The sequence below is a fragment of the Qipengyuania triglochinis genome (genome assembly GCF_054655615.1).
This window is the reverse complement of sequence record NZ_BAAHND010000002.1, coordinates 273,605-297,984: the sequence shown is the minus strand read 5'-3', so window position 1 is coordinate 297,984 and position 24,380 is coordinate 273,605. Positions and strand designations below refer to the sequence as shown.

The window sequence follows — 24,380 nt, the reverse complement described above, 5'->3', positions numbered from 1 at the left end:
CGGCATCGAATCCTCTAAGAATAAAGTAGGAGAGAGGGTTCCCATGAGGAAAACAACGCTATCATTGCGCGCGCTGGCCGTACTTGGCGCGGGTTTCACAATGCTGCCGCAGGCCGCCATGGCTCAGGCTGTCGCCGATGACGGCGACATGATCGACAATGCGGATGTTGACGATACCACACCGGTCATCGTGGTTACCGCACAGGGCCGCGAGCAGAACCTAGCCGACGTGCCGGTCGCCATTTCGGCCGTTTCGTCCGAGACGCTCGAGAATTCCGGCACCAGCGACATTCGCGAACTGAACCAGGTCGCCCCGTCGCTGCTCGTGTCCTCGACCGGCAACGAAGCGAACGGCTCGGCCCGTATTCGCGGTATCGGCACCGTGGGTGACAACCCCGGCCTCGAAAGCTCGGTCGCGGTCTTTGTGGACGGCGTCTACCGTTCGCGCTCGGGTAACGCGCTGTCGGAGCTCGGCCCGCTCGATCGCATCGAAATCCTGCGCGGTCCGCAGGGCACGCTCGGCGGACGTAACTCCTCGGCCGGGATGATCTCGATCTACACCGCCGCACCCGAATTCGACTTCGGCGGCTATGCCAACTTCACCTATGGCAATTACGATGCAGTTCGCGTCGAAGGCGGCGTCAACGCGCCCTTGGGCGACACCGTCGCTGCCCGTGTGGACGGCGTCTTCTTCCGCCGTGACGGGTTCTACAACGACGTCATCAACGATACCGACGTCAACAATCGCGATCGCTACCTCGTTCGGGCGCAAGCCCTGTTCGAGCCTTCCGATAGCCTGAGCTTCCGCCTGGTCGCCGACTATTCGAAGAAGGACGAGGCCTGCTGCGCAGCGACCTTCGTGCAGCCCAGCTTCGCGCCACTTGCCCGCCTGAGCGACGATCTGCCGGCAACTTCCGCCGATGCGAAGTTCGATTATCCCGGAACCGCCACACCGGCGCTCACCGATACGGCCAATCCGATCATCCCGATCCTGCTGGGCCTCGGCCAGAACCCGGCCGCACTCAACCAGTCGACCTTCAACCGGAATATCTACGTGACCCCGGGCCGGTCCTATGACGGCGAAACGGAAGATTACGGCATTTCCGGCGAACTCAACTGGGATCTCGGGGCCGCTTCGCTGACCTCGATCACGGCGTATCGCGAATACGAAAACATTCAGGCTTCGGACACCGACTATACGCAGGTCGACATCCTCTATCGCGCTCCGGGCGAGTTTGCCGGCGCGCGTCAGTTCAAGACCTTTACCCAGGAACTTCGCCTCAACGGGACGGCCTTCAACGACCGTCTCGACTGGCTGGTGGGCGGCTACTACGCCAATGAGGATCTCCAAACGCGCGATAATCTGCGCTTTGGCACGCAGTATGGTGCATTCGCGCCATGCCGCGTCGTAAACGCGGTGAACCCGGCGCTCGCGAATCCTTTGGAAACCGGATGTATCGGTGCTGGAGGACGTGCTGTGCTCCAGGGAGCCAATGGCGGTGCGGGAGCCTTCGGGCCGGCAACGCCGCTCATCTTTGCAGGCCTGGACCGGCTATCCCAGATCAACGATCTCGGCAGCACGGGCGACGTCTACAATCAGACGAGCGAGAACTTCGCGCTCTTCACGCACAATATCTTCCATATCACGGACCGGCTCGATCTGACCCTCGGCCTTCGTTACACCAACGAAACCAAGGATTTCGATGCATCGTTCGCTAACGATAACGTCATCTGCCCCCAGAACCGCGCGCTGCTGAACGGGCTGCTTGCCGTGCCTAGCCTTGCTGGTCTTGCAGGCGGTATCATCTCGCTTTCCTGTCAGGGCAATTCGACGTCAGAGCTAGACGGAGTGACGCTCGAAGACAGCCGCGACGAGGACGAATTCACGGGCACCGCGATCCTCAGCTGGAAGCCGGTCGACGACCTGCTGGTCTACGGATCCTATTCCCGCGGATACAAGGCTGGCGGTTACAACCTCGACCGCTCGGCGCTTGCTCTTCCGGTGGCTCTGAACGTCAGCGCGATCAACCCGGCGGCGCTCCAGTTCGAGGAAGAAACGGTCAACGCCTATGAAGTCGGCCTGAAGTATCAGGAGCGTATGTGGGGCGCGAGCCTTTCGCTCTTCCGTCAGGAGTTCAGCAACTTCCAGCTGAACACCTTCAACGGTTCGGTCTTCGTGGTTCAGAACATCAATGGCTGCGATTCCGATCTCGGCGGCCTCGATCGCGATAACGACGGCACTACTGGTGCCTGCGATGCCGATAACATCGCCCCCGGCGTGGTTTCGCAGGGTTTCGAATTCGAAGCCAACCTTCGTCCGGCCCGGTCGCTCACCTTCACGGTTGGCGTAACCCGTGCCGACACCGAGTTTGCCGACGATCTGGTGGGCAGCGACAACGGTTCACCGCTCGATCCGGCGCTGCGTCTGCTTCCGGGCGACCAGATGTCGAACGCGCCTGAATGGGTTGCCACGAGCTCGCTCACCTGGACGCCGGATATCGGCACCAGCGGCATGAAGGGCCTGTTCTACATCAACGCCCGTACGACCAGCGATTACAACAGCGGTTCCGACCTGCTCTACGGCAAGGAACAGGATGGCTACACGCTGGTGAACTACCGCGTCGGCCTGACCAACATCGCAGACCGCTTCGCAATCGAAGGCTGGGTCAACAATCTGTTTGACCAGAACTACACACAGGTGGCCTTCAACACGCCTTTCGTGGCCGAACAGCAGACTTACTCGGCATACCTAGCAGAACCGCGCACCTACGGCGTTACCCTGCGGGCCAAATTCTGAGCCGGATATAACAATCAACGAAAAGGGCGCCTCCGGGCGCCCTTTTTTGTAGTCAAATCGTGAAGACGCTTCTTTCCGGCGCGGCGAACGCTCACCTCAGTTGCGCTCTCCGAACAGCGCCGTGCCAACACGCACGTGGGTCGCCCCCAGCATGATGGCAGTTTCGAAATCGCCGCTCATCCCCATGCTTCGCCCGTCGAGCCCGTGATCGCGGGCAAGCTTGTCGAGTAATGCGAAGAAAGGCGCAGGTTCGATCTCGGCTGGAGGAAGGCACATCAGCCCCGCCAAGGGTATGTCGGCATCGCGGGCCTGACGAAGCAATTCCGGCAGTTCCGCAACCGGGCAGCCACCCTTCTGTGGTTCGTCACCGACATCCACCTGCACGAAACAGGGTATTTGACGTCCAGTCTTGTCGAATGCCTTAGCCAGAGCCTTCACCAGGCTCGGGCGGTCGAGCGAATGAATGACGTCGAACAGCGCTGCGGCATCTTCCGCTTTGTTGGACTGCAATTGTCCGACGAGATGCAGGCGCACACCGGGGTGTTCCTCGCGCAGGGCGGGCCATTTTTCCTGAGCTTCCTGGACCCGGTTCTCGCCGAAATGGCGCTGGCCTTCGATCAGCAGCGGTTCGATCGCTTCGGCCGTATGCCGCTTGCTCACCGCCACAAGCGTCACGTCGCCGGGATCGCGCCGGGCCCGCTTGCAACTGGCCTGAATGGCGTGGAGGACAGATTGGAGCGGAGTGTCTGCTTTTTCCATGGCATTGCGCTATAGCGATTGCATGCCTGCACGCCAGACCCTGCCCTTGCTTTGGCTGCTTTCCGATGCGCGTAACGATGGCGGGCTCGAACAGGCCCTGCGTGCGCTCCCCCCACAATCCGGCTTCGTTTATCGCCACTACCATCTTGATGAGGATGAAAGGAGGCACCGTTTCGACGTCCTTGCTGCAATCGCGCGCGAGGCGGGCCATCTGGTGATACTTTCAGGTATGGGCGACTGGGGCGCAGACGGATCTTATGGCGCTGCACGGGGTGGTGAAGGAGTATGGCTGGCGACCGCTCATGACAGCGACGAAATCGAACGCGCCGCACGGCTTGGGGCGGACGGCCTATTCCTGTCTCCCGTGTTCCCCACCGCATCCCATCCGGGGGCTGCGACACTCGGCGTCGACCAATTTCACTTGCTGGCGGCTCAATCCCCGGTCCCGGTCATAGCGCTGGGCGGAATGACATACGAACGCGCACAACAACTCGATTGGCCACGCTGGGGGGCGATTGACGGACTCGCTTCGACGAAGGCTCCTTGACGCAGGAGTCCTGCACGAACCATACTGGGGGCCAGACGCAAGAAGGGAAGTTTCATGGCAACGCGGGCAAACGCCAGACCAGATTGGCGTGCGGCATTTCGCCGTTCGCTGCGCCGTGCCAGTCACATGACGGGGGCGGGCGTGCTGTTCGCACTGCTCATCTTCCTTGCGCTGGCGCTTGCCAGTTACAGCCAGACCGATCCCAGCGCGTCCACTGCCGCATCGGGCGATGCGATTGCCAACTGGATGGGGGCGAGCGGGGCCTGGGCTGCCGAGCGCGCACTGTTCCTGTTCGGACTGCCCTCGCTCCTGCTGCTACCGATGATCTGGATTTCCGCCCGCCGCCTTTGGACCGGCGTCGAAAATCCGGAAGAAGAAGAAACGCCGGGCAAATGGTGGCCGCCGTTCGCGCTGCTGATACTTGCCATGGTTCTGCTGGGCACCGTTATCGCTCTGCTGTTCGAAGGGAGCCCGGGGCCATTCCCGGCGGGTGCAGGCGGGCTTTCAGGATTGCTTGGCGCGGGCGCGATCGAGGCTGTTGCCACGCGGTTCGCCAGTAGCTTTTCCGGGTGGGTCATCGCCCTGCTCGGCCTCGTGGCTCTGGGCGGCGGGCTTGCGCTGGTCACCCGCGTGTTCGCCATCGACTGGGCGCAGTTCTTCACTCTTCCCGAAATGTTGAAGCGGCGCCCGCAACTTTCGGACATTGACCTTCCGCTGGCCCCCAAGAAGCAGAAACGCGCAAAGCGGGAGACGGTCGAGGACGAGGATGCGCCGGAAGCCGAGCCGCAGCCTGCCCGCCGGGCTCCGGAAATTGCCGATCCCGTTGCCGCGCCGGCGCAGTCGCAGACAGCCAAACCCAAGCAGCGCGATATGTTCGCCAATTACGAATTGCCGAGCAACGAACTGCTTGCCGACCCGCCCGAACAGAAGGCCGCCAAGCTCGACAAGATCGCGCTGGAACGCAATGCGCGGCTGCTCGAAAACGTGCTCGACGATTTCAACGTGAAGGGCGAGATTACAGCCGTTCGCGCCGGGCCGGTGGTGACGATGTACGAACTGGAACCCGCGGCGGGCATCAAGGCCAGTCGCGTGGTCGGCCTCGCCGAGGATATCGCCCGCAATATGAGCGCGATCAGCGCCCGCGTTTCGCCCATTCCGGGCAGGACGGTGATCGGTATCGAACTGCCCAACGCTGATCGCCAGATGGTGAGCTACAAGGAACTGGCGACCTCCAGCGCCTTCGTGGACAATAAGGGTAGTCTGCCGATGATCCTGGGCAAGGATATCGCGGGCGAGCCGATCATTGCCGATCTTGCAGCCATGCCTCACCTGCTGGTCGCGGGTACGACCGGGTCGGGTAAATCGGTGGGCCTCAACGCGATCCTGCTGTCGCTGCTCTATCGTTTTACGCCCGACGAGTGCCGCCTGATCCTGATTGATCCCAAGGTCCTCGAACTCAAGACCTATGACGACATCCCCCACCTCCTCAGCCCGGTGGTGACCGAACCGGCCAAGTCGGTCCGGGCGCTCAAATGGGCGGTAGAGGAAATGGAGAAGCGCTATCGGATGATGTCCAGCGTGAACTCGCGCAATATCGCGGGCTTCAACGACAAGGTTCGCAATGCCGCTGCGAAGGGCACACCGCTGGGCCGCCGCGTTCAGACCGGCTTCGATCCCGAAACCGGCGAGGAACTCTACGAGGAAGAGCAGCTCGACTACGAACCGCTGCCGCTGATCGTCCTGATCGTCGATGAGCTGGCCGATCTCATGGTTACGGTGGGCAAGGAAATCGAAGTGCTGATCCAGCGGCTCTCGCAAAAGAGCCGCGCGGCAGGCATCCACCTGATCATGGCGACGCAGCGCCCCTCGGTCGACGTCATCACCGGCGTCATCAAGGCTAACCTGCCGACCCGCATCAGCTTCAAGGTCACGAGCCGGATCGACAGCCGCACCATTTTGGGCGAGCAAGGCGCGGAGCAACTGCTGGGCAAGGGCGACATGCTGTACAAGCCCAATACCGGGGCGGTCGTGCGCGTTCACGGGCCCTTCGTGGCCGATGACGAGGTCGAACGCGTGGCCGATCACTGGCGTGGTCAGGGCAAGCCCGATTACGTCGATGCCGTGACCGAAGAGCCCGAAGACGGCGGCTTCAATTTCGAGGACGAGTTCACCGCTTCCGACAATCCGGAAGAGCGCAAATATCGTCAGGCCTGCCAGATCGTTATCGAGAACCAGAAGGCGAGTGGCAGCTGGCTGCAGCGCCAGATGGGGGTCGGCTACAACACGGCCGCCAAGTGGATCGAACGAATGGAGAGCGAAGGGCTGGTCGGACCTGCCAACCATGTCGGTCGCCGCGAGATTTTCCGCGACCAGGACGGCAACCCGATCTAAGGGCGCTTGATGGACGCTGTGACTCAAAGCCCATCCGCCGACGAGGAGGCGGAACGCACCGCACGCTGGGTATTCTCACCCATCGGGCGCGCCGTCGCGCAGCTACGTCAGTACTGGCGCACGAATGTCCGCACCGGTGTCGATCATCAGGAAGTGATCGCCAAGATCGCGCTCGAATGCCCGACGACACCGCGATACATGCTGATGACCATGATGTCGGCAGGCATCGCGATCCTCGGCCTGCTGCTGTCTTCCGGCGCGGTGGTTATCGGCGCCATGCTTCTCTCGCCGCTGATGAGCCCGATCCTCGGCGTCGGCTTCGCGCTGGCTACGGGTAAGCAGAAATGGCTGCGCATCAGCGCCAAGACGCTTGCGCTCGGCAGCCTGGTGGCAGTGTTGTTCTCCGCCCTGATCGTGCTGGTGTCGCCACTGCAAGCCGTGACCGAGGAAATCGCCTCGCGCACGCGGCCCAATCTGCTCGATCTGCTTGTGGCGCTCTTCTCCTCCATCGCCGGTTCCTATGCGATGATCCGCGGGCGCGAAGGCACGATCGTAGGCGTTGCCATCGCTACCGCCTTGATGCCTCCGCTGGCAGTGGTCGGCTTCGGCCTTGCGACGCTCAACTGGACGGTTTTCTTCGGCGCGCTAGGCCTGTTCGTGACCAACTGCCTGACCATCGCACTGACCGCGACGATCATGGCGCGCCTCTATGGCTTCCGCACGAGCCTCTCCACCCGGCAGGGCTGGTTCCAGAATGTCGGCATCTTCATGATCTTTGTGGCGCTGGCCATCCCGCTCGGCCTGTCGCTCAGGCAGATCGCATGGGAGACCAATTCCCAACGCATCGTGCGCAATGCCATCCAGGCCGAGTTCGGCTCGCGAGCCCGGATCAGCGAGCAGACGATCGATTGGGACAGCGAACCCCTCACCATCACGGCGACCGTTTTTACGCCGAACTTCGATACCGGTGCCAATGGCGACCTATCGCAAACGCTGCAGAAAGAGCTCGGCCGCCAAGTCACCGTCAATATCGAGCAATTGCGCGTCGGCGCTGACCCGGGCGCAGCCGAGCAGGCGGAACTGGCCCGCGCCCGCGCTGCCGAGCAGGCCGCCGCTACAGAGCGCCAGATTTCAACGCTTGTGGATCGCATGGCGATGGCTGCGGGGGTCAATCGTTCCGCTGTCCTGCTCGACCGCGACACGCGGATCGTATCCGCGAATGCCAAACCGCTGCCCGGACTATCGCTCGAAGGCTATCGCGATCTCGAAGCGCGCGTAATCGGTGATACGCCTGGCTGGACGGTAAGGCTGCGCCCACCATTGCGCGCGCTCCCAACCATAACATTGGGCGAGGACGGGCCTGACGAGGCTGGAACCTCGGCGGAGAAGACCGTGATATGGGCAGCGCAGCGAATCGACTTACCGTTGATCCTGACGGGCCCGCCAGAGCAGACGGAAGCCTTGGCCGCTCGCTTGCGAGATGCCGGAATAGAGATTGCGCAAGTCGAGCCGGGTGACGACGAGCGGATCGCAATCCGCTGGGCGCCTCTTCCGCAATAAGCTTGCGCCCGCCTCTCGTGTGCTTGCCGCCCGATAGCAAGGCTTGTACCTGCCCCTCGCAAGAGAAGGAGTTCGCCCAATGCGCGTCGGTTGCCCGAAGGAAATCAAGAATCACGAATATCGCGTCGGCCTGACGCCGGAGAGCGCGAAAGAACTGATCGTCCAGGGCAACGAGGTCTGGATCGAAACGCAGGCCGGCTGCGGCATCGATGCAACCGACGAACAATATATCGAAGCTGGCGCGAAGATAGTCGATACGCCGGACGAGATCTTCGCCGAATGCGAAATGGTGGTGAAGGTCAAGGAACCACAGGCGGTCGAACGGGCCAAGCTGCGCGAAGGCCAGATCCTTTACACCTATCTTCACCTTGCGCCCGATCCGGAACAGACGAAAGAGCTCGTCGAAAGCGGCGTGACGGCGATTGCCTATGAAACCGTAACCGGGGCCAATGGCCAGCTGCCGCTTCTCAAACCGATGAGCCAGGTTGCCGGGCGAATGAGCGTTCAGGCCGGCGCCAGCGCGCTGGAAAAAGCGCATGGCGGCCGCGGCGTGTTGCTCGGCGGTGTGCCGGGGGTAATGCCGGGCAAGGTCGTGGTGATCGGCGGTGGTGTCGTCGGCTTCAATGCCGCTCAGATGGCCGCCGGCCTTGGTGCCGACGTGACCATTCTCGATCGCGACCCCGATGTGCTGGAAAAGGTCGGGACGCATTTTGAATCGCGGGCGAGCACGCGGTTCTCGAATCAGGCGAACCTTTATGACGCGGTCTGCAGCGCGGATCTCGTTATCGGCGCAGTGTTGATCCCCGGTGCGGCGGCACCCAAGCTGGTCACACGCGAAATGCTCAAGGACATGCAGACCGGTGCAGTGCTGGTCGATGTGGCGATCGACCAGGGCGGCTGCTTCGAGACGTCGAAGCCGACCACGCATGCCGATCCAACCTACGTAGTAGACGACGTCGTCCATTATTGCGTCGCCAACATGCCTGGCGCCGTCGCGCGCACCAGCACCTATGCGCTCAACAATGTCACGCTGCCCCATGCCTTGCGTATCGCCCGCCTCGGTTGGAAAAAGGCGCTGGCTGCGGACCCGTATCTTGCCGAAGGTCTGAACGTTCACGCAGGGGAAGTGACCTATGAAGCGGTCGCGCGCGAACTGGGTTATGCCTATCGTCCGGTGGCGGAAATATTGACTGCCTAAAATCCCGGTTTCGTGCGGGAAGATAAGTTTAACGTGCCATTAGGAAATTAACGCGTATCGGGTACTTCAATGGGAAGGGCCCCGATCGCTGGCCTGCAGTTCGCTTCGTTGCGGACTGCAGCAATTTTCGTGCTTTGCGCGATGCTGCTGCTCGTGCCGGGCAAGCTCTTTGCCGCCGACGGATTTGCACCTGGATCAGTTTGTCACATCTCGACTGATACGAGCGTATCCTATCGGGATGCGATTCAGAAACCCGAGACTTGGGAGTGCGACAGCGAACAGTTCGACTGGTTTGCGGATCGTCACATTATCCGTCACGATTTGAGCGGGGCTACGGGGCCTCCCGCTTATCCGCGTTTTCTCAGCTTCGATCGGAATGAATTCGAACGCCTTATCGTCCGGGTCGAAGGCACTGATGGCTCGATTATCTCGCGAATATACGGTTTCCGGGATCTCAAGCTTGGATCCTCGAGCCTGCGGGCCATGATCGAATTGCCGGATCTGGGCGTCCCGGTGAAATCCATCGCCATGATCCACGAAGGGGGATATTATCCCGACGCATTCGTGCGTGCCCAAATCTCGCGTCACGCAGAAACGCCAGCTGTAGCCGGCTACTATCATCTCCTGGCAGCTCTCCTCTGCGGCCTGCTGCTGAGCCCGGCTATTTTCGACCTGATTTTCTACCGCGCCTTGCGCGAGACCTTCCTCATCTATCACGGGCTCTTCTGTCTGATGGCGATGGTGCAGACGGCATCGGTATCTGGCCTGCTCCCCATGGCGACCGCTTTGTCTTACGATGCGGAGCTCATGATCACCTACCTCAGTCTCGATCTGATGATCGCGGCGACATTTCTGTTCGCATACCATTTTCTTGAAAGCAGCAAGCTTCCTGCCTCGCGGCGACGGTGGCTGCTGGGAATGGCCGCAATAGCGGTAGCGAACGGATTGATCGGCACCTTCCTCATCGATTGGTTCGCAGGCTATATAGATTACCTGTATTTCGCAGTGCTGGTGGGTCTCTTTGCTGCCTACTATATCGTGCTTACTTTCGCGCGCCGAAACGGCAGCCGCGTGGCAATCTTCCTCACGGTTGGCATCACGCCGCTGTTTTTCGTCATCCTGACCCAGACGATCGGGGTTTACCTTTACGGCGAAGCTTTCAATTTCGACGAGACCTGGCCGCAGAATTTCGCTCTGCTGTTTGAAGTCATCGCCACCGCGGTAGCGGTCGCCGATCGCTTCATGATTATCCGTCGACAGCGCGACCGTGCGATCCTGACCGCTCGCGATCTCGAAATGATCAGCGAGCACGACGAACTAACCGGGCTGCGCAACCGCCGATCGCTTGAAATTCGGTATCCCGAATTGGTGCGGGACGGATTTCACGCCATGGCGGTGGTGGATCTCGATGATTTCAAGTCGATCAATGACGATTTCGGCCATCCCGTGGGTGACCGCGTCATTCGTAGTGCGGCGTGGGCCCTCAGCCCCGGCGACGACAATGATGTCGTCGCCTTTCGCATGGGCGGCGAGGAGTTCCTCCTCTTGCTACGCGGCGAAGATGCGGCAGAAAAAGCGGAGAAACGGCGCAGGTCCATGACCGCCCGTATCTTCACGGCCGTGGAAGAACTCGATCGGCCGGTCACAGCCAGCATGGGTTTTGTGGACTTCGGAGAATGGAAGGTTCGCGAAACCACCGATGGTTTCATCAGCTTGTATGCCAAGGCGGACAGGCTGCTTTACGAGGCCAAATGCGCTGGGCGAAACACGACCCGGAAAGAAAAGCTTTCGCCGGTCGGACCGCTTCAGCGGCTTTCCCGCAGATCCCCGGTCTAGCTGATCAGCGTTTGACGGCTAATCGCGAAACGGGGCGAGAATTTCAGGGCGAACCCGGACGAGACGTTGTGTCTCGCGATCGAGCATTGCCCAAGTCGTCGCCGCGGAGACGATGACCTTCCCGGAGGCATTACGGAAATCAACCCGGCGGACGGATGTAGCGCCCTTTGGCTGCCCCTCGATCCATGTTTCCCCGGTCACGCTCTCACCTTCGACGACATTTCCGCGGTAGTCTATCTCGTGCCGGGTCACGACCCAGAAGAAGCGGGCACTGTCTTCCGGGTGGGCGATTTCGTCCCAGTTGGAAACGGCGATGTCCTGAATCCAGCGCACCCAGACGGCATTGTTCACATGTCCGAGCTCGTCGATGTCTTCGGGCTGGGCGGTGAATGTCCGCTCGAAATGCTTGCTCATGGTGCCTCCCCCATCTGCCAAAGGATAAAGGCGTATTCTTCGGCGACCTCGTAAATGGACGCAAAGCGCCCGGACTTACCGCCGTGACCCGCGCCCATGTTCGTTTTCAGCAGCAGCTCGTTCTGGTCTGTTTTCAATTCGCGCAGCTTGGCCACCCATTTTGCCGGCTCCCAATAGGTAACCCGCGGGTCGTTGAGGCCAGCCGTGACCATCAGTGGAGGATAGTCATGCGCTGAGACCTGATCGTAGGGCGAATAGGAAAGAATGTAGGCAAAAGCCTGCTTGCTCTCGATTGGGTTGCCCCACTCGGGCCATTCACCCGGGGTGAGCGGCAGATCCTTGTCGAGCATGGTCGAGAGGACATCCACGAACGGCACATGGGCAACCACTGCGCCCCACAGTTCGGGATTGGTGTTGAGCACGACGCCCATCAATTCGCCGCCCGCAGAACCGCCGCTCGCGCTGATCCGACCTTCGGCGGTATAGCCCTGGGCAATCAGGCCCTTCGCCACATCGACGAAATCGTTGAAGGTATTGGTCCGCTCGTTGAGCTTGCCCTGCAGATACCAATTACGCCCCAGATCGTCGCCGCCGCGAATATGCGCGATGGCGAAGGCATAGCCGCGATCGACCAAGCTCAGTCTGGTGGTCGAGAAGTTGGGGGGATAGGCAAAGCCGTAAGCGCCATAGGCATAGAGATGCAGCGGACCGCCGGCCTCGCGGTCCTTGCGGCTGACGATCGACACCGGAACCGGCGTACCATCCCGCGCGGGAATTTCGATCCGTTCGACCTGATAGAGATTGGCGTCGTAGCCACTTGGTATCTCCTGCTGCTTGAGCAGCTCCAGTTCGCCGCTGCCGACATGGTAGTCATAGACCGTGTCGGGAGTGACCATGCTTTCGTAGGAAAGGCGCAGCCGGTCGGTATCGTATTCGGGATTGTTCGAAAGCCCGGTCGAAAAGCTCGCCTCGGTAAAGGCGACCGGCTTGACCAGATTGGGATCCTTGTAACTGCGCAGCTGGATCTGATCGAGCCCGCGCAGGCGGCCTTCGGTGACGTAGAAATCCTTGAACAGTTCGAACCCGTCGAGATAGAATTCGTCTGAGCCTTCTATCAGGGTCTTCCAATCACCCGGCGCCTCGAGGCTGGCCGTGGCGAGCCGGAAGTTCACATGTTCGTCGTTCGTGTGAATGTAGAGCGTGGCTTGGCCATCTACCGTCCGCACATCGACATCGTACTCGCGGCCCGTCTGGCGCGGCGCGACAAGGATTTGCTCGCCCGTCGGATCGTCGGCGCGAACGAGGCGCACTTCGCTCGTCTCGTTATCTCCGGTCGAGATGACCAGCCAGTCTTCCTGAGCCGACAGTCCAGCCCCGACCCGGAAGCCGTCGTTTTCGGTCTCACGATACAGCTCGACATCGTCCGACAGCGGCGTGCCGAGAACGTGCATCGTCGTATCGTGGACCCGCCACTGATCATTGGCCAATCCGTAGACGATCGCTCTGTCATTCATGACCCAGGCGAGCCCGGTCAGCGTGCCGGGTATCTCGTCCGGCAACAGATCGCCGGTCTCGAGATCCTTGATGCGCGCGGTGAACCGTTCGGAACCATTCGTGTCTGCCGAGTAGGCTAGATAGCGACCGTTCTTGGAAACGGAAAATGCGCCAAGGCGGAAATATTCGTGCCCTTCGGCCAGCACGTTCTCATCCAGGATGAGTTGCGGATCACCGCCCGCTACCGGTTTGCGGTAGTATTTGCGATACTCCTTGCCCTGCTCGAACTCGGACCAGTAGAGCCAGTCGCCGTCCTTCTGAGGGACGCTGCTCTCATCCTCCTTCACCCGCGCTTTCATCTCTTCGTAAAGCTCGTCCACCAGCTTCTGTTGCGGAGCCATGCGCGCTTCGAACCAGGCGTTTTCCGCCTTTAGGTGCGTCAGGACATCCTCGTCGTCCACGGTCGGGTAACTGTCGTCCTTCAGCCAGTGGTAGGGATCGGAAATCGTGATCCCGTGATGCGAATAGGAATAATCGCGCTTTTCGGCGGTCGGTGGTGAAGTGGGGGCAGTCACGGATGTCCCTTCGTCGGATTGGGCATGAATGGGAGCGGCGCAGGCCAGTGCCGCGACAGATAGGCACGCAGTCAGTCGGTTGAAAGTCACGGGACACCTTCCTTACACGGCACAAAGCTGGAAAGACCGGCCCTGATCGCCTATTGAGGGGATGTGATTATGCGCGGCCACGGTTGGCCGCAAGCGCTGCTTCGCTCCGCGACAACGCAGCTCGATGAAAGGATTACCGCCCATGCTGATGCAAACCCATGAAGCCCGTCTCGACGCGCTGCGCACCGAACTCGACAAGCGCGGCCTCGATGGCTTTGTCATTCCGATCTCCGACGAACATATGAGCGAATATGTCGGCTCCTATGCCCAGCGCCTTAACTGGCTGACCGGCTTCGGCGGCAGCGCCGGTAGCGCGGCGGTCCTGCGTGAAAAGGCCGCCATGTTCACCGACGGACGCTACACCGTGCAGGTGCGCGAACAGGTCGATGGCAAGCTCTACGATTACGAAGACGTACCTGCGACCTCGCCCGCCAAGTGGATCGCCGCCAATGCGCCCGAGGGTGCGAAGATCGGCTACGATGCGTGGCTGCACGGTGTGGACTGGGCAGAACAGGCCGAAAAGCTTTTCTCGAAGAAGGGAATCGAGCTGGTCCCGGTCGATAGAAATCCGATCGATGCCGTGTGGGCCGATCGTCCTCAGCCTTCACTGGAAGCTGCCGTTCCGCATGACGACAAGTTCGCCGGCCGGTCCAGCGCCGATAAGCGCGCCGAAGTGGCCGACTGGCTGAAGAGCGAGGGGTACGATGCGACCGTGATTGCCGCGCTCGATTCGGTGGCCTGGTTGCTCAACATGCGCGGTGTGGACGTGGATAATACGCCCGTCGCATTGTCCTATGTACTAGCGCACGCCGATGGAACGGCGGAACTGTTTATCGCGCCCGAGAAAGTCACCCCGGAGCTGACCCAGCATCTCGGCAATGCCGTGCGTGTGCGTGACCGGGCCGATTTCCAGCCTGCACTTGCGGGCCTGTCCAACAAGACCGTGGCGGTCGATCCTAATCACGCTGTTGCCGGTATCTTCCACGCACTTGAGCAGGGCGGAGCCAAGGTCGTGCGCGATGCCGATCCCGCCGTTATGCCCAAGGCGATCAAGAACCCGGCAGAGCAGCAAGGTCATCGCGATGCGCAGGCGCGCGATGGCGCCGCCGTGGTAAAATACCTCCGCTGGATAGAAGAGAATGCCCCGTCCGGCGAGGTCGACGAACTCACCGCTGCAGCCAAGCTGCGCGAATTCCGCGGCCTCAGCCCCGATATGAAGGACACCAGCTTCGATACCATCAGCGCTGCGGCCGGCCATGCGGCGCTTCCGCATTACAAGGTGGATGAAGACAGCAACATCAATATCCCGCCCTCCAGCATCTACCTGTGCGATTCGGGCGGCCAGTACCCAGACGGCACCACCGACATCACGCGGACCGTATGGGTCGGACCGGGCGAACCGACCGCCGAAATGGTGGATCGCAACACGCGCGTTCTGAAGGGCCACATCGAGCTCGACCGTGCGCGCTTCCCCGATCAGACCACCGGCGGCGCGCTGGACGTGCTGGCCCGCATGCATCTGTGGGCCGCAGGCGTCGATTACGGCCACGGCACCGGACATGGCGTGGGCAGCTATCTCGCCGTGCACGAAGGGCCGCAGCGTATTTCAAAGCCCGGCGGCGCCTTCCCTGGTACCGAAACTCCGCTGAGCGAGGGCATGATCCTTTCGAACGAGCCGGGCTATTACAAGGCTGGCGAATTCGGAATCCGGATCGAGAACCTCGTCCTTGTTGTCGATGCGGAAATCGAGGGTGCAGAAGGGAAATATCTCACCTTCGAAACGCTGACCCATGTGCCGCTCGACCGTCGGCTGGTCGATAAGGCCATGCTGACGCCGCAGGAAATCGAATGGTGGAATAGCTATCACGCAAAAACGCGGGATATCTTGGCGCCGCAACTCGAAGGCGAAGACCTGGCCTGGCTCGAACGCGAATGTGTGCCCTTGTAGGAGTGGCCTTGTTCACTTAATGTTCCATCGGTCGCGAGTCGTTTTCGAGGAGTACGACGCATGATCGGTTACGTTACAGTGGGTACCAACGATCTTGAACGGGCTGCCAGGTTCTACGATGCCGTCGCAGCCGAACTCGGTGTGGGCCGGATGATGGATTTCGAAACCTTCATCGCCTGGGGTAAATGGGATGGCGGCGCCGGCATCGCCGCCACCAAGCCTTTCGATGGCGAGAAGGCAACGGTTGGCAACGGCACTATGGTCGCAATCGAAGCGAAGGATCGTGAGCAGGTGCAGAAGCTCCACGAGATCGCGCTCGCCCATGGTGGTAGCGATGAGGGCGAGCCGGGCCCGCGCGGCGAACCAGACGAAAACGGAATGCTGTTCTATGCCGCCTATTTCCGCGATCCTGATGGCAACAAGCTGAACGCTTTCCTGATGGAAAAGGTCGGGTGATGCGGGGCCGTTTCCTGTGACTGGGCCGCGGCGCCTTTCCGACAGCTTCGTTCACTTGGGGCTTGGCGCGAAGGCCGTGCCCCAGCCTCCCTTCGACGGGATCGAATGGTACGAAGGCTATGGCACGCGCCACGCGGCCGACGGGCGCGAGGGGCGGCTGGTCAGTCAGCATAGTTTTGAAGAAGACTGGCAGAGCTGGGAGATGCACCCGCTTGGTGACGAGTTGGTTATCTGCACTGATGGGGAAATGGTGCTCCACCAGGAATTTCCCGATGGCCGGCGCGAAACCATCAGGTTGCAGGAGGGCGACTATGCCATCAACCCGCCCGGCGTATGGCACATCGCCGACGTCCCGGCCCACGCAACTGCGATCTTCGTGACGGCGGGCGAAGGGACCGAGCACCGGCCCCGTTAGCTTTGCAGGCTCATGAACGGCGCGTCCGCGCTGAGACATTTCGTTACAATTCGGTCGACTTGCGGGATAATGCTGCGACAATTGCATCCTAGAAGGGTTTGCATGAGCTGCGGTGGGACCTCGAAATTTCTCCCCTCCCCGACAGGCCCTCGCAGCTCTCCCCAGTTTTGGAGAGCATCATGAAAAAGTCCGTTTTCGCAATTTCCGTCACCGCAGCCGCTCTGGCTGGAAGCGCGGTGATGGCGCAGAGCCCGATGAGCAAAGCCAGCCCAGACCGCGACGTGACCCGTGCTGAAGCCACGGCGCATGCGACCGCCCGATTCCAGCGTATGGATATCAATGGCGACGGGGTTCTCGATGCTGCAGACCGTGCGGCGCGTGCCGAACAGCGCTTCTCCAAAGCTGATACGAATGGCGATAGAGAACTTTCTCAGAACGAGATCACCGCGATGCACCAGGCACGCAAAGCCCGGCACACCGCCGCCAACCAAGATCGTGCGGAACAGCGTCAGGCCCGCATGGCAGAGCGTTTCGCCAAGATGGATGCCGATCAATCGGGTGGTCTATCTCAGGCCGAGATGAACGCAACGCATGAAATGCGCGGCAAGCGTGGCGGCAAGCGCGGCCATCACATGCGCGGCGGTATGCGAATGCTCGCCATGGCCGATACCAACGGTGACAAAGCGATCAGCAGTGCCGAGTTTACTGCCGCCGCCATCGCCCGGTTCGATCGCGCGGATGCCAATGGGGACGGAACTCTGACCACAGCCGAACGCAAGGCTGCCCGCGAGGCCATGCGCGCCGAATGGAAGGCAAAGCGTCAGGCGAAGCAGTAAGACTTGCCCGGCAAGCCCGGCTCACGATAGGCGCGGATGAACGACACTATGACCGACACCGCGCCCATCACCCTCCTTCTCGTCGATGACGAGAGTTCCCTGCGCGAACCCTTGGCCGAATATCTGACCGGCCAGGGGTTCGCCGTGCAGGAAGCTGACAGCGCGGCGACGGCGCGCAGCCGCATCCAGACGCAGACGCCGGACCTCGTCCTGCTCGACATCATGATGCCGGGCGAGGATGGACTTTCGCTCTGCCGCCATCTGGTCGAAACGCGGCAGCTTCCGGTCATTCTCCTCACTGCAAAGGGCGAGGCGATGGATCGTATCATCGGCCTCGAGATCGGGGCAGACGATTATGTCGCCAAGCCGTTCGAGCCGCGCGAACTGGTCGCCCGTATCCGTTCTGTCCTGCGCCGCGCCGACCGTTCACCCGAAGCGCCGGGCGACGATCTCGCCTATCGCTTCGAAGGCTGGACGCTCGACCCACTGAAGCGCCGCCTGACCGACCCCGATGGCACGCTGGTGCCCATATCAACTGCCGAATTCCGCATGCTGCGGGCGTTTTGTGATCATCCGCGCCGCGTTTTGGACCGTGACCAGTTGCTGGATATGGTACAGGGGCGCGAGGCGCATCTGTTCGACCGTGCGGTCGACAACCAAGTCAGCCGGCTGCGCCGCAAGATCGAAGCCGACAATCGCCACCCTCACTTCATCCAGACGGTGCGTGGCGGGGGCTATCGTTTCGGTGCGGACGTGGAACGCGTTGCAATCGGGCCTTCATGAAGCGCTTCCTCCCCAAAAGTCTGCTCGGCCAGGTTACGCTAGCTGTCGCGCTGACACTGTTCCTCGTGCAGGGCATCAACGGTTTTCTCGCCTACCGGATAGAGAAGGATCGCACCGAAACCGCGTTGGTGAACCGACTTGGCCTGCGCCTCGTCGCTTCCGCCAAGCTGCGCAACGCAGATTTCGGCGCCAGAACGCTGCGGATTCACTTGCCGGCAGAGCCAAAGGGCGAGGGTACCCGAACGAACACTGGCAGAACCGGCGGTCGCGAATGGCCTCGTCGCGGCGGGCGGCGCTTTGCTGGAACCGATTTCACGCGCGCCGCCACTTTCCAGTCGCTGCCGGGGGACCGGCCTCTTCCGGAACTGGAGGGTCGGCTGGCCGAGACACTGCGCGACAATGGCCGCGATTTCAGAGAGATAAGGCTTGTCTCTCGCCCGGTCGCCTCGGACCCTGCCGCCCAGCGTTTCCTCCAGCGATTTGCAAGACGGCGGAATCTGGATGAAAGCGAGCTGCCCCAGTCACTTGCGGTCGCAGGAATCCGTGATGCCGAAGGCTGGGACATCGTGCGTGCGCCAATTCGACCCATGGATGAGAGTCTCGGGCCGCTGGTCCCGCTCGCACGGGCCGCTGCGCTTACTCTGCTACTGTCGCTCGTCCTTTGGCTGGTTCTGCGCCGCATAACCCTCCCACTCGCCGATCTTACCCGGCGAACCGAGGAGTTTTCGCATGCGCCAGGGACCAATGCTCCGATGGACCCACGAGGGCCCGAGGACCTTCGCCGGCTGATCTCCGCTCATAATGCGATGGAGGCGCGGATCGGGGCCATGATCGAGGAAAAGGACGTGATGCTAGGGGCGATCGGGCATGACCTGAAGACCCCGCTCGCGGCCCTGCGCGTGCGAGTCGAGAGCGTCGAGAACGAGACCGCCCGTGGCCGCATGGTCGACAGCATCGAGGATATTACCCGCACGCTTGACGAAATCCTGCTGCTCGCCCGGCTGGGCCGCGCCGAACGGCCAGCGGAGCGCACCGATCTCTATGCCTTGCTGGTTTCGGTGGTCGAGGAATTCGAAGACATGGAGCTTCCTGTGTCTCTTGCCGAAGGCTGCCGCCTCGCGGCCCCTGTCCATCTGACCTGGGCCAAAAGGGCGGTGCGCAATCTTGTCTCGAATGCACTTCGGTACGGTGGCACCGCGGAAATCGCTCTTTCCAAGCGAGACGGCAACGCGATCATCAGCGTCGAAGACACCGGGCCCGGCATTCCCGATGATCGTATCGCCGAGATGATGGAGCCTTTCACGCGCGGGGAAGCCAGCCGTAACCGCACCACTGGTGGCGCCGGATTGGGCCTCACGATCGCCCGCGCCATTGCCGAACAGCATGATGGAAAACTGGTTCTCTCCAATCGCGCCGAAGGCGGTCTTCGCGCGGAACTGCGGTTGCCTCTCTAGCGCATCAACCCGCCGATGATGTTGCGCACGAAGGCGGTCGCGCCTGTACGCAGCGGATCGGCCCTGGATTTCTTGCCCAGCACTGCCGCCACCGCGATGGACGATAGCGAGCCCGCTGCCGCGGTCGCTGCGGCCTTGCCGGCCTTCCCCCAGATGGAGGGCGATTTGCGTTCGCGCTTCTCGACTTCCTCGCGGCCCTTGGCGGCGACCTCCTGCGCTGTCGCTTCGGCATCGGCGGCCTTGGCAGCGAGCACTTCTTCCGCACTTTCACGATTGACGGCCTCGTCATATTTCCCGGCCAGGTCGCTCACCGAATTGACAATTGCGCGCTCTTTGTCGGTCACCGGACCGAGGCGCGAATGCGGCGGTTTGATGAGCGTGCGTTGCACCACAGTCGGGGCACCCTCGCTGTCCAGCGTGGAGACGAGCGCCTCGCCGACCTTCAGTTCGGTGATCGCCTGCTCCACGTCGAGATCGGGGTTGATGCGGAAGGTTTCCGCTGCCGCCCGGATCGCGCGCTGGTCCCGTGGGGTAAAGGCGCGCAGCGCATGCTGGACGCGGTTGCCCAGTTGCCCGGCAATCTTTTCGGGAATGTCGATCGGGTTCTGCGTTACGAAATAGACGCCTACGCCTTTCGAGCGGATCAGGCGCACGACCTGTTCGACCTTGTCTTCCAGCGCTTCCGGCGCATCGTCGAAGAGCAGATGCGCTTCATCGAAGAAGAACACCAGCCGCGGCTTTTCCGGATCGCCCACCTCGGGCAATGTCTCGAACAGCTCGGCCAGGAGCCACAACAGAAAGGTCGCATAAAGCTTGGGGCTGCGCATCAGGCGATCGGCGGCGAGCACGTTGATCATGCCCCGGCCATTTTCATCCAACCGGATGAAATCCATTATCTCAAGAGCGGGCTCTCCGAAGAACTTGTCGGCACCTTGCGCCTCGAAACTCAGCAGCTGGCGCTGGATCGCACCCACGCTGGCCTTGGACACATTGCCGTATTTGCCCGACAGATCCCTGGCATTCTCATAAGCAAAAGCAAGCATGGCCTGCAGATCGCCCAGATCCAGCAGCAACAGGTTCGCTTCGTCGGCATATCGGAAGACGATGTTCAGCACGCCTTCCTGCGTTTCGTTCAGATCCAGCAATCTGGCCAGAAGCAGCGGACCCATTTCCGAGACGGTCGTCCGGATAGGGAACCCCTTCTCGCCGTAAAGATCCCAGAAAACCGCGGCATTGTCGGCATAGGCATAGTCTTCCATGCCGAGCTCACGGGCCCGCCCCTCAAGCTTCTCTGCGTGTTTGAACTGCGGTGACCCGGCCATGGCAACGCCCGCCAGATCGCCTTTCACATCGGCCACGAAGACCGGCACGCCTCGGGCGGAGAAGCTTTCCGCAAGGCCCTGCAACGTCACCGTCTTACCGGTGCCCGTCGCACCCGCGATCAGCCCGTGGCGATTGGCCTGTTCAAGCTGGAGATATTGCTGTTCGCCATTCGCCCCCAGTCCGAGGAAAATACTGCCCATACGCTGTGATGCCTTTGTCTCTTGTCGCCGAGGATGTGGCTCAGCGACAGCCGCAAGGTCAAGCAATCGCTCGACTTGCACGACAAGGGCTGTAAAGGCTGTCTGCAGAATGGCGGGCCGACATCCCTTCGTATTGCTGGACGATGCGCGTGAAAGCGGCGCGGCCGATGCGCTACTCTATGAAAATCCGCAGAATGTCTTCGTCGCGAGGCGGCCGGAAGAGGTCGAGCGCGTCCTTGCCGAAGCAGAGACGGCCCGGGCCAATGGCGGAGAGCTTGCCGGTTATATCGCCTATGAGGCGGGTCTTGCCCTGGAGCCGCGGCTGGCACATCTTGCGGCCGCAAAGTCCGGTGGCTCAGGGCCGCTCGTCTGGCTTGGCCTGTTCGATGCCCCTGAACGCATCGCCGCTTCGGATATGCCGCAGTGGCTTGCCGATCATGCGCAGGGACCGGGCCACGTCGGTCCGCTCGAGCCCCAGCTTTCCCTTGGCGGATATGCGGCGGCGTTCGAGGATCTTCAGGATGCGATCCGTAACGGCGATATCTATCAGGCCAATCTCACCTTCCCGCTGGCAGGCAACTTCACCGGCGATCCGCTCGGGCTCTATGCGGCATTGAGACCGGCTGCACAGGCGGGGTACGGCGGGGTCATCTTCGATGGTTCGCACTGGCTGCTAAGCCTCTCGCCCGAACTTTTCGTGTCGCTGAAAGGCAATGAAGCGAAAGCCAAGCCGATGAAGGGCACTCGGCCGCGTGCGGGTAATCCGGATCAGGATCGCGCGCTCGCGGAAGAACTGGCGGCCTCGGAGAAGGATCGCGCCGAAAACCTCATGATCGTCGATCTCATGCGGAATGATCTCTCCCGCGTCGCACAGGCGGGGACCGTGCGTGTAGACGCACCCTTTGCGGTGGAGAGCTATCCCACCGTCCACCAGATGGTCAGCGTGGTGCGTGCCGAACTGCGCCCCGACATGGGCGCCATCGATCTGGTGCGCGCCCTCTTTCCCTGTGGCTCGATCACTGGTGCTCCCAAGATCCGGGCAATGGAATTGATCGACGAGCTGGAGCCGGCAGCCCGAGGCCCTTATTGCGGGGCCATCGGGCGGATTGGGCCCCATGGCGATGCTGCCTTCAATGTCGCGATTCGCACGCTTAGGCTGACCGAGGTCGAGAACGGCCGGGGCAAGGCCGTGCTGGGTGTCGGCGGTGCTATCGTCGCCGATGGCGAAATGCGCGCCGAGTGGCGCGAAGCGCTGCTCAAGGGAGCATTTGCCAGCACTTCTTCGCCCGACCATCGGGCGGCGCAGTTCGACCTTATCGAAACCATGCGATTCACGCCCGAACAAGGCATCGCAATGCTGGAAAAGCATCTGGAGCGAATGAAGGACGCTGCGGCGGACCTGGGTTTTTGTTTCGATCGGCACCTGGCGCGCAACCAATTGCATGCATCCTGCTTCGTTCTCGACAAGCCGAGCCGGATCCGCCTCCTGTCCTCGCGCAGCGGCGCGATTGCGCTGGAGGTGCAGGACATGCCCGAGCGATGGGTTGAGCCGGTGCCGTGCATCGTGCTGCCCCTGCCGGTCGATCCGGAGGACTGGCGCCTGCGTTACAAGACCACCGACCGCGGGTTCTATGAAGAAGGGCAGGCAGTCGCCCGGCAGAACGGGGCAGGCGAAGCCTTGTTTATGCGGGAGGACGGGTTGCTTACCGAAGGTTGCGTAACCAATATCTTCGTTGGCCGGGAGGGTGTCCTGCTGACTCCGCCAGCGCGCCTCGGCCTGCTTCCCGGCGTTTTTCGCCAGTCGCTGCTCGATCAGGGCAAGGCGCGCGAAGCCGAACTCACTATCGCCGATCTCGAGGACGGTTTCTTCCTCGGCAACGCGCTGCGCCAATTGGTCCGCGCCGAATTGAAAATTGCATGACCCCCATTCCGATTATCTTCGAAGATGGTGAAGCGCTTGTCATCGACAAGCCTGCGGGCCTCCCGGTCGATCGCCCCAAGCGCGGCGGGCCGTGCCTGGAAGATCATTTCGAGCAGTTGAAGCTCGGCTTCCAGCGCGCTCCGGCACCCGTTCATCGGCTCGATACCGATACCAGCGGATGCCTGCTGCTCGCGCGCAATCCCAAGTCGCTCAAGCGATTCGCCAAGGCATTCGAAGACCGGCTGGTGACCAAGAGATACCTCGGCATCGTGGCGGGTGTGCCTTCGGAAGCGGAAGGCACGATCGAACTGTCGCTGTCCAAGATCAGCAGTGCCGGAAAAGGCTGGCGCATGATCGCCGCGAAAAAGGGCAAGCCATCGATCACGCATTGGCGCACGCTGATGGAACATGATGGCAAGGCATTGCTCGAATTTCGGCCCGAAACCGGCCGGACGCACCAGATTCGCATTCATTGCGAAGCCGGCCTCGGCCTGCCTCTGCTGGGAGATCCGGTGTATGGCAGCGGTAAGGGTGCCCCGCGAACGATGCTGCATGCTGCTGGCCTGACGGTCCCGCGCGATGGCAAGCCGCCGATAGAAGCGATCGCGCCGCTGCCGCGCGATTTCGCGGCTCTCGGATTCGCGGATGGGTAGGATTGCCGACCGCGCCTTGGAAATAGCGGAGGAGAAGTTCATCGCCTCTTCCGGTCCGGGCGGTCAGAACGTCAATAAGGTTGCCACCTCGGTTCAGTTGCGGGTCGATGTGTTTCAGCTCGGAATGCCGCCGGAAGCCTTCGAAAGGCTGAAGGAAATCGCCGGCAGCAAGTTCACCAAGGCGGGCGAGATCGTGCTCACCGCGAATGAATACCGCACGCAGGAGCAGAATCGCGAGGCAGCCCGTGAACGGCTGGTCGCGATGCTCGGCGAAGCGCTGACGCCGCCGAAAAGGCGCAAGAAAAGCCGGGTCAACCGCGTGGGCAAGGTAAAGCGGCTTAAGGCCAAGAAGGAGCGCGGGGCGGTAAAGGCCAACCGGGGCAAGGTGGATTGGTAGGCAATAGCCGTCCTGGCGCTTGACTTTTTCCCGTGAATCACACAAAGGGCGCGCCGGAACGGCGGTGCTGCTCGCGCCGCCCTTATTTTTTCGGCTTGTCCCGCTCGTCGGGTCGGCCCCTCAGAAAGATCTTTAGGAACACGCCATGGCGAAGCCCGCAACAGTCAAGATCAAGCTCGTCTCGACCGCCGATACGGGCTTCTATTACGTGACGAAGAAGAACCCGCGCAACCACACCGAAAAGTTCGTCTTCAAGAAGTACGATCCGGTTGCCCGCAAGCACGTCGAATTCAAGGAAGCCAAGATCAAGTAATCTTGGCGGGGCGTGTGCTC

At 61.6% G+C, this 24,380-nt stretch carries 20 protein-coding genes; 16 read left to right on the top strand and 4 right to left on the bottom strand.

Annotated features, from left to right (window positions below; translation table 11 throughout):
- Nucleotides 1–43 precede the first annotated feature (43 nt).
- Nucleotides 44–2,797 (top strand): TonB-dependent receptor, encoded by a 2,754-nt coding sequence (locus tag ACYQ0G_RS07625; protein WP_460101334.1) that lies wholly within the window; start codon nucleotides 44–46, stop codon nucleotides 2,795–2,797.
- A 96-nt stretch (nucleotides 2,798–2,893) separates the two neighbouring features.
- On the opposite strand, the gene ACYQ0G_RS07620 is transcribed toward ACYQ0G_RS07625, so the two are convergent.
- Nucleotides 2,894–3,556, bottom strand: coding sequence for a YggS family pyridoxal phosphate-dependent enzyme (locus ACYQ0G_RS07620; protein ID WP_460101332.1), 663 nt, complete (start codon nucleotides 3,554–3,556; stop codon nucleotides 2,894–2,896).
- Between the two features lie 22 nt (nucleotides 3,557–3,578).
- On the opposite strand from ACYQ0G_RS07620, the gene ACYQ0G_RS07615 reads away from it, so the two are divergent.
- The 5 genes from ACYQ0G_RS07615 (at nucleotide 3,579) to ACYQ0G_RS07595 (ending at nucleotide 11,088) form a co-directional block, all read left to right on the top strand.
- The gene (locus ACYQ0G_RS07615; RefSeq protein ID WP_460101330.1) at nucleotides 3,579–4,103 is read left to right on the top strand and encodes a thiamine phosphate synthase; all 525 of its coding nucleotides are present in this window, start codon (nucleotides 3,579–3,581) and stop codon (nucleotides 4,101–4,103) included.
- Nucleotides 4,104–4,157: 54 nt separating this feature from the next.
- Nucleotides 4,158–6,494 carry a DNA translocase FtsK gene (locus tag ACYQ0G_RS07610; RefSeq protein WP_460101328.1) on the top strand — a complete coding sequence of 779 codons (2,337 nt, stop codon included), beginning with the start codon at nucleotides 4,158–4,160 and terminating at the stop codon, nucleotides 6,492–6,494.
- Between the two features lie 9 nt (nucleotides 6,495–6,503).
- Nucleotides 6,504–8,054 (top strand): DUF389 domain-containing protein, encoded by a 1,551-nt coding sequence (locus ACYQ0G_RS07605; protein WP_460101326.1) that lies wholly within the window; start codon nucleotides 6,504–6,506, stop codon nucleotides 8,052–8,054.
- Between the two features lie 79 nt (nucleotides 8,055–8,133).
- Nucleotides 8,134–9,252, top strand: a complete 1,119-nt coding sequence (gene ald / locus ACYQ0G_RS07600) for an alanine dehydrogenase (RefSeq protein WP_460101325.1) — start codon at nucleotides 8,134–8,136, stop codon at nucleotides 9,250–9,252.
- A 69-nt stretch (nucleotides 9,253–9,321) separates the two neighbouring features.
- Nucleotides 9,322–11,088 (top strand): sensor domain-containing diguanylate cyclase, encoded by a 1,767-nt coding sequence (locus ACYQ0G_RS07595; RefSeq protein WP_460101323.1) that lies wholly within the window; start codon nucleotides 9,322–9,324, stop codon nucleotides 11,086–11,088.
- 18 nt (nucleotides 11,089–11,106) lie between these two features.
- Here ACYQ0G_RS07595 and ACYQ0G_RS07590 read toward each other — a convergent pair whose 3' ends face one another.
- Nucleotides 11,107–11,502: an acyl-CoA thioesterase gene (locus ACYQ0G_RS07590; protein WP_460101321.1), complete on the bottom strand. Its 396-nt coding sequence runs from the start codon at nucleotides 11,500–11,502 to the stop codon at nucleotides 11,107–11,109.
- A complete protein-coding gene (locus tag ACYQ0G_RS07585; protein ID WP_460101320.1) occupies nucleotides 11,499–13,661 on the bottom strand; it encodes a S9 family peptidase in 2,163 nt (720 codons plus the stop codon). The genes ACYQ0G_RS07590 and ACYQ0G_RS07585 overlap by 4 nt, the downstream gene beginning before the upstream one ends.
- Before the next feature lie 142 nt (nucleotides 13,662–13,803).
- Here ACYQ0G_RS07585 and ACYQ0G_RS07580 point away from each other — a divergent pair, with 142 nt between their 5' ends.
- From ACYQ0G_RS07580 to ACYQ0G_RS07555, 6 genes are all read left to right on the top strand, one after another.
- Nucleotides 13,804–15,609, top strand: coding sequence for an aminopeptidase P family protein (locus ACYQ0G_RS07580; protein ID WP_460101318.1), 1,806 nt, complete (start codon nucleotides 13,804–13,806; stop codon nucleotides 15,607–15,609).
- A 60-nt stretch (nucleotides 15,610–15,669) separates the two neighbouring features.
- On the top strand, nucleotides 15,670–16,065 hold the full coding sequence (locus tag ACYQ0G_RS07575) for a VOC family protein (RefSeq protein WP_460101316.1): 396 nt from the start codon (nucleotides 15,670–15,672) through the stop codon (nucleotides 16,063–16,065).
- Nucleotides 16,066–16,081: 16 nt separating this feature from the next.
- Nucleotides 16,082–16,480: a cupin gene (locus ACYQ0G_RS07570; RefSeq protein ID WP_460101314.1), complete on the top strand. Its 399-nt coding sequence runs from the start codon at nucleotides 16,082–16,084 to the stop codon at nucleotides 16,478–16,480.
- Nucleotides 16,481–16,659: 179 nt separating this feature from the next.
- Complete coding sequence (locus ACYQ0G_RS07565; protein ID WP_460101312.1) at nucleotides 16,660–17,316, top strand: hypothetical protein; 657 nt, start codon at nucleotides 16,660–16,662, stop codon at nucleotides 17,314–17,316.
- Between the two features lie 36 nt (nucleotides 17,317–17,352).
- Entirely contained in the window at nucleotides 17,353–18,099 is a 747-nt protein-coding gene (locus ACYQ0G_RS07560; protein ID WP_460101311.1) for a response regulator, read from the top strand.
- Nucleotides 18,096–19,553, top strand: a complete 1,458-nt coding sequence (locus ACYQ0G_RS07555; protein ID WP_460101309.1) for a sensor histidine kinase — start codon at nucleotides 18,096–18,098, stop codon at nucleotides 19,551–19,553. The genes ACYQ0G_RS07560 and ACYQ0G_RS07555 overlap by 4 nt, the downstream gene beginning before the upstream one ends.
- On the opposite strand, the gene ACYQ0G_RS07550 is transcribed toward ACYQ0G_RS07555, so the two are convergent.
- Complete coding sequence (locus ACYQ0G_RS07550; RefSeq protein WP_460101308.1) at nucleotides 19,550–21,076, bottom strand: helicase HerA-like domain-containing protein; 1,527 nt, start codon at nucleotides 21,074–21,076, stop codon at nucleotides 19,550–19,552. The two genes, ACYQ0G_RS07555 and ACYQ0G_RS07550, sit on opposite strands and share 4 nt — an antisense overlap.
- Nucleotides 21,077–21,185: 109 nt before the next feature.
- Between ACYQ0G_RS07550 and pabB the strand changes: the two genes are divergently transcribed.
- From pabB to rpmG, 4 genes are all read left to right on the top strand, one after another.
- Nucleotides 21,186–22,997 (top strand): aminodeoxychorismate synthase component I, encoded by a 1,812-nt coding sequence (gene pabB, locus ACYQ0G_RS07545; RefSeq protein ID WP_460101306.1) that lies wholly within the window; start codon nucleotides 21,186–21,188, stop codon nucleotides 22,995–22,997.
- Complete coding sequence (locus ACYQ0G_RS07540) at nucleotides 22,994–23,650, top strand: RluA family pseudouridine synthase (protein ID WP_460101304.1); 657 nt, start codon at nucleotides 22,994–22,996, stop codon at nucleotides 23,648–23,650. Before pabB ends, ACYQ0G_RS07540 begins: the two co-directional genes overlap by 4 nt.
- A complete protein-coding gene (gene arfB / locus ACYQ0G_RS07535; RefSeq protein ID WP_460101302.1) occupies nucleotides 23,643–24,047 on the top strand; it encodes an alternative ribosome rescue aminoacyl-tRNA hydrolase ArfB in 405 nt (134 codons plus the stop codon). The genes ACYQ0G_RS07540 and arfB overlap by 8 nt, the downstream gene beginning before the upstream one ends.
- A gap of 145 nt (nucleotides 24,048–24,192) precedes the next feature.
- Nucleotides 24,193–24,360, top strand: a complete 168-nt coding sequence (gene rpmG / locus ACYQ0G_RS07530) for a 50S ribosomal protein L33 (RefSeq protein WP_006832561.1) — start codon at nucleotides 24,193–24,195, stop codon at nucleotides 24,358–24,360.
- The last annotated feature ends 20 nt before the right edge of the window (nucleotides 24,361–24,380 follow it).

Coding starts and splice junctions, on each gene's coding strand:
- ACYQ0G_RS07625 (WP_460101334.1), top strand. CDS start 44: ATGAGGAAAACAACGCTATCATTGCGCGCGCTGGCCGTACTTGGCGCG.
- ACYQ0G_RS07620 (WP_460101332.1), bottom strand. CDS start 3,556: ATGGAAAAAGCAGACACTCCGCTCCAATCTGTCCTCCACGCCATTCAG.
- ACYQ0G_RS07615 (WP_460101330.1), top strand. CDS start 3,579: ATGCCTGCACGCCAGACCCTGCCCTTGCTTTGGCTGCTTTCCGATGCG.
- ACYQ0G_RS07610 (WP_460101328.1), top strand. CDS start 4,158: ATGGCAACGCGGGCAAACGCCAGACCAGATTGGCGTGCGGCATTTCGC.
- ACYQ0G_RS07605 (WP_460101326.1), top strand. CDS start 6,504: ATGGACGCTGTGACTCAAAGCCCATCCGCCGACGAGGAGGCGGAACGC.
- ald (WP_460101325.1), top strand. CDS start 8,134: ATGCGCGTCGGTTGCCCGAAGGAAATCAAGAATCACGAATATCGCGTC.
- ACYQ0G_RS07595 (WP_460101323.1), top strand. CDS start 9,322: ATGGGAAGGGCCCCGATCGCTGGCCTGCAGTTCGCTTCGTTGCGGACT.
- ACYQ0G_RS07590 (WP_460101321.1), bottom strand. CDS start 11,502: ATGAGCAAGCATTTCGAGCGGACATTCACCGCCCAGCCCGAAGACATC.
- ACYQ0G_RS07580 (WP_460101318.1), top strand. CDS start 13,804: ATGCTGATGCAAACCCATGAAGCCCGTCTCGACGCGCTGCGCACCGAA.
- ACYQ0G_RS07575 (WP_460101316.1), top strand. CDS start 15,670: ATGATCGGTTACGTTACAGTGGGTACCAACGATCTTGAACGGGCTGCC.
- ACYQ0G_RS07565 (WP_460101312.1), top strand. CDS start 16,660: ATGAAAAAGTCCGTTTTCGCAATTTCCGTCACCGCAGCCGCTCTGGCT.
- ACYQ0G_RS07560 (WP_460101311.1), top strand. CDS start 17,353: ATGAACGACACTATGACCGACACCGCGCCCATCACCCTCCTTCTCGTC.
- ACYQ0G_RS07555 (WP_460101309.1), top strand. CDS start 18,096: ATGAAGCGCTTCCTCCCCAAAAGTCTGCTCGGCCAGGTTACGCTAGCT.
- ACYQ0G_RS07550 (WP_460101308.1), bottom strand. CDS start 21,076: ATGGGCAGTATTTTCCTCGGACTGGGGGCGAATGGCGAACAGCAATAT.
- pabB (WP_460101306.1), top strand. CDS start 21,186: ATGGCGGGCCGACATCCCTTCGTATTGCTGGACGATGCGCGTGAAAGC.
- ACYQ0G_RS07540 (WP_460101304.1), top strand. CDS start 22,994: ATGACCCCCATTCCGATTATCTTCGAAGATGGTGAAGCGCTTGTCATC.
- arfB (WP_460101302.1), top strand. CDS start 23,643: ATGGGTAGGATTGCCGACCGCGCCTTGGAAATAGCGGAGGAGAAGTTC.
- rpmG (WP_006832561.1), top strand. CDS start 24,193: ATGGCGAAGCCCGCAACAGTCAAGATCAAGCTCGTCTCGACCGCCGAT.